This window comes from Pseudokineococcus marinus, from assembly GCF_013004605.1.
Classification (GTDB): domain Bacteria; phylum Actinomycetota; class Actinomycetes; order Actinomycetales; family Quadrisphaeraceae; genus Pseudokineococcus; species Pseudokineococcus marinus.
Map to the genome: position 1 here is coordinate 1 of NZ_JABEMA010000158.1, position 7,205 is coordinate 7,205.

Genomic DNA, 7,205 nt, shown 5'->3' on the forward strand with positions numbered 1-7,205 from the left:
GACGTCGCAGCGGCGCTCGGCGCGGCGGCGCTGCCCGCCGCCGACGCGGGCGGGCTCGCGGCCGCGCTGCTCCTCTACCAGGGGACGCTGCACTGGAACCGGTTCCGCGGGCCCGCGACCGGCCCCGGGGACTGGCTCAACGGGGTGGGCGCCGTCCTGTGCGTCGCCGCGCTCGGCACGCTGCTCCTGCGGTGGACGGGCGTCGAGCTCCCCGGCTCCCTCGTCACGACCCAGGCGTGGCTGCTGCAGCTCGGCGCCGTGCTCGTGCTGCTCGGGACGCTGCCCACCGTGGCCTCGTTGGCCGGCCTGCTCGCGGACGTCCGCATCTGGGCGCTGACGACCGCGACGGGCGGGTTCGCGGTGGCGCTCGCGGCCCGCCTCGTCGACCCCGCGGCGGGGACGGCGACGTCCCGCGCGGCCGGCGTCGTGCTCGTCGTCGTGGTCGCGCTCGTGAGCATCACGACGATGGGCGAGCCCCACGCGCCGCGGCCGCCACGACGTCGGCGTCCACGGGCGGCGCCGTCTTCGTCCTGCTCTTCGCGCTCGCCCTCCTCGTCGTCTCCCGCGGCCCCGTCACGGTCGAGGCCCTCCTGCCCGTCGCCTACGGCGTCCTGGCGGTGCTCGGCGTCGCCGCCCGCGCCGCCCACCTCGTCCGCGACCTCAGCCAGCTCGCCGTCCGGCGCCAGGAGGCGCTGACCGACGACCTGACCGGCGCGGGCAACCGCCGCGGCCTGGCCCACCGCCTCGGCGCGTCGGACGCGTGGCGGGGGAGGGCGCTGCTGCTGCTCGACCTCGACCGCTTCAAGGAGGTCAACGACCTCCACGGCCACGCGACGGGCGACCTCCTGCTGCAGGAGGTCGCCGTCCGCCTCCACGGCGTCCTGCCGGCCGACGCCTACCTGGCGCGCCCGGGCGGCGACGAGTTCGCCGTCGTGCTGGGCCCCCGCTCCGCCGGGACGGCCCCCGCCGTGGCCGCGGCCGTGGGCCGGGCCCTGGAGCGGCCCGTCCTCCTCGCGGACCGCCGCCTCGTCGTGGGCGGCAGCGTCGGCCTCGCCTGCGCGGACGGCGGCAGCGACCTCACGGGGGAGGAGCTCCTGCGGCGGGCCGACGTCGCGATGTACACGGCGAAGGCCGCCGGCGGGGGCGTCAGCCGCTACGACCGCGAGCTGGACCGGGCGGCGCAGGACGCCGCGCTGCTCCTCGAGGAGTTGCGGACGCTGCTGGGCGCGGGCGGCGGGGGCCGGCGGGCCGGCGACGGGGACGCCGGCGTCGGGCGGCTCGTCGTCCACCACCAGGTGCAGCTCGACGCCGCGGGCCGCGTCGTCGGCACCGAGGCGCTCGTGCGCTGGAGCCACCCGCGTCGCGGCCTCGTGCCGCCGGACGCGTTCCTGCCGCTCGCGGAGCGGCACGGGCTCATGAGCGCGGTCACCCGCCACGTGCTGCGGCGCGCGCTCGAGGAGGCCGCCGTCTGGCGGCGGGAGGGCCGCGCGCTCCGGACGTCCGTCAACCTCTCGACGAGCTGCCTGTCGGACCCGTCGCTGCCCGGCGCCGTCGCCGAGCTCCTGGCGAGCACCGGGACGCCGCCCTCCGCCCTCGTCCTCGAGGTCCCCGAGACGACGCTCATGGCCGACCCGGACGCCGCCGTGGCGGCGGCCCGCCGGCTCGTCGCGCTCGGTGCGGGCGTGAGCATCGACGACTACGGCACGGGCTACTCCTCCCTGGCCTACCTGCAGGACCTGCCCGTCACCGAGCTCAAGCTGGACCGGGTCTTCGCCGCCCGCGTCGCCGACGAGCGCACCAGCGCCATCGTCGCGGGCACCGTCGAGCTGGCGCACCGGCTCGGCGTGCGGGTCGTCGCCGAGGGCGTCGAGGACGAGGACGTCCTCGCGCGGCTCCTCGCCCTGGGCTGCGACGAGACGCAGGGCTACCTCCACGGCCGTCCCGCCCCGGCGGACGAGGTGCTCGTCCGACCGCCGGGGCTCGTCCCGGAGGTGGCGCCGGCGGCTCCCGTCGCGGGCCCGAGGACGCCGGGTGACGGGCGCGACCGCGCTGCCCCGTCCGGGGTTCCCTCCCGGCGCCACCCGTGATGTAGTTGAAGCGACACGGAGGGTCGACGGGGAGTCTCCACCACCTCCCGACACCCCTCCTGGAGCCTCGTTGCCCACGACCGCGCCGGCCCGGCCGCGCCCGCAGGCCCCCGACGACCGCACGCGCGAGCACCTCGACGCGGTCGGCGACGTCCTCAGGGACTCCGCCGGGACGCGGCGGTGAGCGCCCCCGCCGGTCGGGGTGCGGGCGGTCCCCATGAAGACGGGCGCGGTGAGGACGGTTCCGGTGAGGACGGGCGCGGTGAGGACGGTCCCGTCCAGGACAGGGGTCCAGGAGGGCGACCCGCCCGCCGATACACCCGCATGGCCCAGACCGCCGCCCCCGCGAACGCCACGCGACGCCTGCCGCAGCAGCGCCAGAGCTGCAGCGCCGCCCCGGCCTCGAGCCCCCGCGCCGACGAGGCGTCGGCGACCCAGGACGCCTGGTGGCGCGACGCCGTCGTCTACCAGGTCTACCTGCGCTCCTTCGCCGACGGCGACGGCGACGGCGTGGGCGACCTCGCCGGCCTGCGGTCGCGGCTGCCGCACCTCGCCTGGCTGGGGGTCGACGCGCTGTGGATCACCCCGCACTACCCCTCCGGCGGGGCCGACGGCGGCTACGACGTCTGCGACTACCGCTCCGTCGACCTCGAGCTCGGCGACGTCGAGGACGTGCGCCTGCTCGTCGAGGACGCGCACGCCCTGGGCCTGCGCGTGCTGCTCGACGTCGTCCCCAACCACACCTCCGACCAGCACCCGTGGTTCCGGTCGGCGCTCGCCGACCCGGACGGCCCGCACGCCCGCAAGTACGTCTTCGCGCCGCCGTCGGAGGAGCCGCCGAACAACTGGCGCAGCCTCTTCGGCGGCAGCGCGTGGTCGCGCACGCCGGACGGCCGCTGGTACCTCCACCTCTTCTCCCCGGAGCAGCCCGACCTCGACTGGCGCGAGCCGTCGGTCGCTGAGGACTTCGAGGAGACCCTCCGCTTCTGGCTCGACCTGGGCGTCGACGGCTTCCGCGTCGACGTCGCCTACGGCCTCTTCAAGGACGCCGGCCTGCGCGACAACCCGGGCACCTACTCGCCGACGCTCTTCGGGCACGGCGACGAGCAGCGCCACACCTGGGACCAGCCGGAGGTCCACGCCGTCTGGCGGCGCTGGAGGGCGCTCGTGGACGCGTACCCGGGGCAGCGGATGCTCGTCGGGGAGGTGTGCCTGGCCGACCTCGACCGGGTCGCCGCCTACGTCCGGCCCGACGAGATGCACCAGTCCTTCGCCTTCCGGCTGCTCAAGTCGCCGTGGGACGCCGCCGCCTTCGCCGAGGGCGTCTGCTCGGCGCTGACGGCGTTCGAGCGCGTCGGCGCGCCCGTGTCCTGGGTGCTCGGCAACCACGACAAGGACCGCCAGGTCACCCGCTTCGGCGGCGGCGCGCACGGCCTCTCCCGGGCCCGCTCGGCCGCGATGCTCGTGCTCGCGCTGCCCGGCTCGCCGTACCTCTACGCCGGCGAGGAGCTCGGCCTGCCGCAGGTCGTCGTCCCGGACGAGGCCAAGCAGGACCCGATCTTCTTCCGCTCGGGCGGCCTGCGCGCCGGTCGCGACGGGTGCCGCATCCCCCTGCCGTGGACGACCGGCCCCGCGGCGGGCTTCTCCGTCGAGGGCTCCTCCGTGGAGCCGTGGCTGCCCCAGCCGGCCGGCTGGGGCGAGCTGTCCGTCGAGCGGCAGGGGGCCGACCCGGCGTCGACGCTGCAGCTCTACCGCACCGCCCTCGTCCTGCGCCGCGAGCTGCGCGCGCTCGGCCGCGGCCCGGCCTCCCTCGAGCGGCGGGGCGACGTCCTCGTCGTCCACCGCGGCGACGACACCACCGGACGCGTCTCCTGCTGGGTCAACATGGGCCACGAGGCCGTCGCCGTCCCGTGCGACGGCGAGGTCCTCCTCGCCTCGGAGGGCTCGGTCACCGCCGGCGCCGGCTGGGTGAGCCTGCCCGCCAGCACGGCCGTGTGGGTCTCCGCTCCCGCGGCGGGCTGATCGCCCGGGAGTCCTGCGCACCCGGGGGCCGGGGCGGTCGGTGACGGGTGACCGCTGACGGGTGACCGGGGCGACGGTCGCCCCTACGGTGGGCCGGACCGCTGACGGGCGGCGGTCCGCTCGTCGCCCGTCACCGCTCGTCCGTCGCCGCCCACCCGTCGGAGGTCTCGCGTGAGGTCGAGCGCGCCCGCCGCCCGGGCGGCCGTCGTCCTCCTTGCCGTCCTCCTTGTGGCCGCCGCGGTGCTGGCCGGGTGCTCCGGCGGCGACCCGGCGCCCGACGCGGACGGAACCCGCCCGAGCGTCCCCGGACCGTCGTCGCCCAGCCCCTCGAGCCCGTCGTCGCCCGGCCCCTCGAGCCCGTCGTCGCCCGGCCCGTCGAGCCCGTCGTCGCCCGGCCCGTCGAGCCCGTCGTCCCCCGGCCCGTCGTGGTCGTCGGGAGGACCGGCCCCGGGCGCGGTGGTCACCTGGGCCACCGGGCTGCAGCCCGTGCGGGCGGACCTCGACGGCCGCACGGTGCGCGACGTCGTCCGCACCAGCGCCGGCGGGGAGGCGCTCCAGGTGTCCCTGTCCAACCTGCTCGGCGAGCGCCCCGTGGTGCTGCGGGCGTCGATGGGCCTCCACGCCGGCGGCGGCGCCCTGGAGCCGGGCTCGGTGCGCCCGCTCACCGTCGCCGGCGCGCGCGACGTCGTCGTCGGCCCGGGCGAGGAGGTGCTCAGCGACCCCGTGCCGGGCCCGTGGGCGCCGCAGCTCGAGCTCGCCGTCAGCGTGCACGTCGACGGCGACCCCGGCACCGTCTCGGGGCACGTGCTCGCGACGGCGACCTCCTACCTCTCCGACCCCGGGGACAGCACCCTCGACGAGGGCTCCGCCGCCTTCCCGACGGCGGTGACGAGCTGGTCCGTCGTCGACGCCGTCCTCGTCACCGGGGTGCGCGACGGCTCCACGGTCGTGGCGCTCGGCGACTCCCTCACCGACGGCGACGGGTCCACGCCCGGCGAGGACCGCCGCTACCCCGACGCCCTGGCCCGGCGCCTGCTCGCCGACCCCGGCCGCGCGGGCACCGGCGTGGCGAACCTCGGCGTCTCCGGCGACCAGCTGCTCGTGCCCGGCGCCGGCGCCGGCGTGCTCGCCCGCCTCGACCGCGACGTGCTCGGCCTGCCCGGCCTCGAGACGGTGGTCCTCCTCGCCGGCACCAACGACCTCCTGCGCGGGGCGGCGGCCGACGACGTCGTCGCGGGCCTCGAGCGCGCGGTCGAGCGCGCCCACGCCGCCGGGGTGTGCGTCGTCGCGGCCACGGTGCCGCCGTTCGCGCAGGCCGGCCCGGCCTTCGCCGAGGGGCGTCGCACCGTCAACGACTGGGTCCGCGGCAGCGGCGTGGCCGACGCCGTGCTCGACGCGGACGCCGCCCTGCGCGACCCCGCGGACCCCGACCGGCTGCTGCCGGAGCACGACAGCGGCGACGGCCTGCACCCGGGGGACGCCGGCTACGCGGCCCTCGCCGCGGCGGTCGACCTCGACGACCTCGACTGCGACCGCTGACGCGGCTGTCCGCCGGGGGCGGGGCTCAGAGGTCCTGGGCCAGCGTGAGGGCGGCGCCGTCCGGGTCCTGGACCGAGGCCACGCGCTGGCCCCACGAGACGTCCTGCGGCTCGGCGAGCACCGCACCGCCGAGGTCGACCGCCCGGCCGACGGCCGCGGCGACGTCGCGGACCCCGAGCGTCAGCACCGTCCGCCCCGCCCCGGGCTCGGCGCCGTCCTCGGCGACGAGGCTCAGCGCGACGCCGTCGAGGTCGAAGGTGACGGCCACCGCCGGGCCGTCCTCGGGCGTGCGCCCGACGGGGTCGGCGCCGAGGACGCCCGCGTAGAAGGCGGCCAGGCGCTCGAGGTCGGGGGTGGTGAGGGCGATCTCCACGGTGCTCACGCCCTCACCGTGCCGCACCCGCCGACCCCCGGCGAGGCGGTGCGCCGTCGGCGCCGCACAGCGACCTGCGGGACGCGCGTCCACCCTGCGTCACCGCAGGTCAGGGGCGTGCGCCACCTCTCGGGGCGCCGTCGTGCAGGTCGCTGTGCGGATGTCGACGGGCTCGGGGATCGGCGGGCCGGGGTCGACGGGCGGGGCCCGCCCGCGTCAGCCCCGGGGCACCGCCCGCAGCGCCACGCGGAAGGCCCGCGCCGAGGGCCGCAGCTGGTGCTGCGGCAGGACGTCGAGCCCGCAGGCCCGCGAGCCGAGCCCGTGCTGCGCGGCGTCGAGGTGCAGCACCACGCGGTCCGAGGCGGGGAGCTCGTGGTCGTGCGCGGCCGCCGCCAGCTCCTGCGGCGTCCAGCGCCGGGCGGTGAAGCCGACCCGGGCCTCGCCCGGGCGGTCGGCGAGCGAGGCCACGTGCAGGCCGCCCTCGGCGCCCGTCAGCTGCGCCCACCGCAGGTCGGGGCGGTGGCCGCTCTCCTGGGGCCGGCTGTAGGCGACGACGAGGTCGTCGACCGGGCGGGTGAAGGCCCCCACGACCGCCGCGCGGGCCGAGTCCGCGTACGACTCCTCCGGCCCGGTGCCGAACCACGTCGCCGTCCCGACCGAGGCGGGCAGGTCGAGGCGCACGCCGACCCGGGGCCACGTGCCCGTCCACGGGCCCGTGGGCGAGACCTCGACGGCCAGCTCGGCCGCGCCGTCCGCGCTCGCCGACCAGCGGTAGGTGACGTCGACGCCGAGGTCCGTGCTCGGCAGCCCCGCGCGCGAGCGGACGACGACCTCGCGCTCGCCGACGTCGACGGACCGCACGCGGTGATGCAGCAGGTGCAGCCCCAGCGCGGCCCAGCGCTCGGCGGACGACGGGTGGTCCGTGCCCTCGCCGGCGCTCTCGGCGGGGGAGACGTCCTCGTAGCCGTGGGGGGTGCGCCCGCGGTCGTTGTCCGTGGGGGCGCGGAACAGCTCGAGCTGCGGCCCGTCGACGCGCAGGTCGCCCACGGCCACCAGCCGCCCGGTGCGCAGGTCGAGGACGGCGTCGCCGACCCGGGCGGTGAGCCCGTCGCCCGCGACGACGACGGCGGCGCCCGCCGGGCGCGCGGGCGCCAGGGCCCGCGGTGGCGTCACGTCGAGCTGCG

Annotated in this window: 6 protein-coding genes and 1 pseudogene; 4 read left to right on the forward strand and 3 right to left on the reverse strand. The window is 78.3% G+C overall.

The genetic code is table 11. The features are described 5' to 3' along the window. The 3 genes and pseudogenes from HLB09_RS10640 to HLB09_RS10650 form a co-directional block, all read left to right on the forward strand. Positions 1 to 696: pseudogene (locus HLB09_RS10640) on the forward strand (hypothetical protein); the annotation flags it as partial. Further along, positions 618 to 2,087 carry a putative bifunctional diguanylate cyclase/phosphodiesterase gene (locus tag HLB09_RS10645; protein ID WP_171203357.1) on the forward strand — a complete coding sequence of 490 codons (1,470 nt, stop codon included), beginning with the start codon at positions 618 to 620 and terminating at the stop codon, positions 2,085 to 2,087. The pseudogene HLB09_RS10640 and the gene HLB09_RS10645, both read left to right, overlap by 79 nt. 324 nt (positions 2,088 to 2,411) lie before the next feature. Next, positions 2,412 to 4,109, forward strand: coding sequence for a glycoside hydrolase family 13 protein (locus HLB09_RS10650; RefSeq protein WP_171203358.1), 1,698 nt, complete (start codon positions 2,412 to 2,414; stop codon positions 4,107 to 4,109). A gap of 83 nt (positions 4,110 to 4,192) precedes the next feature. On the opposite strand, the gene HLB09_RS10655 is transcribed toward HLB09_RS10650, so the two are convergent. Continuing rightward, positions 4,193 to 4,573, reverse strand: a complete 381-nt coding sequence (locus tag HLB09_RS10655) for a hypothetical protein (protein WP_171203356.1) — start codon at positions 4,571 to 4,573, stop codon at positions 4,193 to 4,195. On the opposite strand from HLB09_RS10655, the gene HLB09_RS10660 reads away from it, so the two are divergent. Beyond that, complete coding sequence (locus tag HLB09_RS10660; RefSeq protein ID WP_171203359.1) at positions 4,566 to 5,648, forward strand: GDSL-type esterase/lipase family protein; 1,083 nt, start codon at positions 4,566 to 4,568, stop codon at positions 5,646 to 5,648. The genes HLB09_RS10655 and HLB09_RS10660 overlap by 8 nt on opposite strands. A gap of 25 nt (positions 5,649 to 5,673) precedes the next feature. Here the strand turns inward: HLB09_RS10660 and HLB09_RS10665 are convergent, their stop codons facing one another. Together HLB09_RS10665 and HLB09_RS10670 are read right to left on the reverse strand one after the other, a co-directional pair. Then, a complete protein-coding gene (locus HLB09_RS10665) occupies positions 5,674 to 6,030 on the reverse strand; it encodes a VOC family protein (RefSeq protein ID WP_171203360.1) in 357 nt (118 codons plus the stop codon). A 207-nt stretch (positions 6,031 to 6,237) separates the two neighbouring features. Continuing rightward, a partial coding sequence (locus tag HLB09_RS10670; protein ID WP_246235076.1) for a beta-galactosidase small subunit occupies positions 6,238 to 7,205 on the reverse strand: 968 nt, incomplete at its 5' end.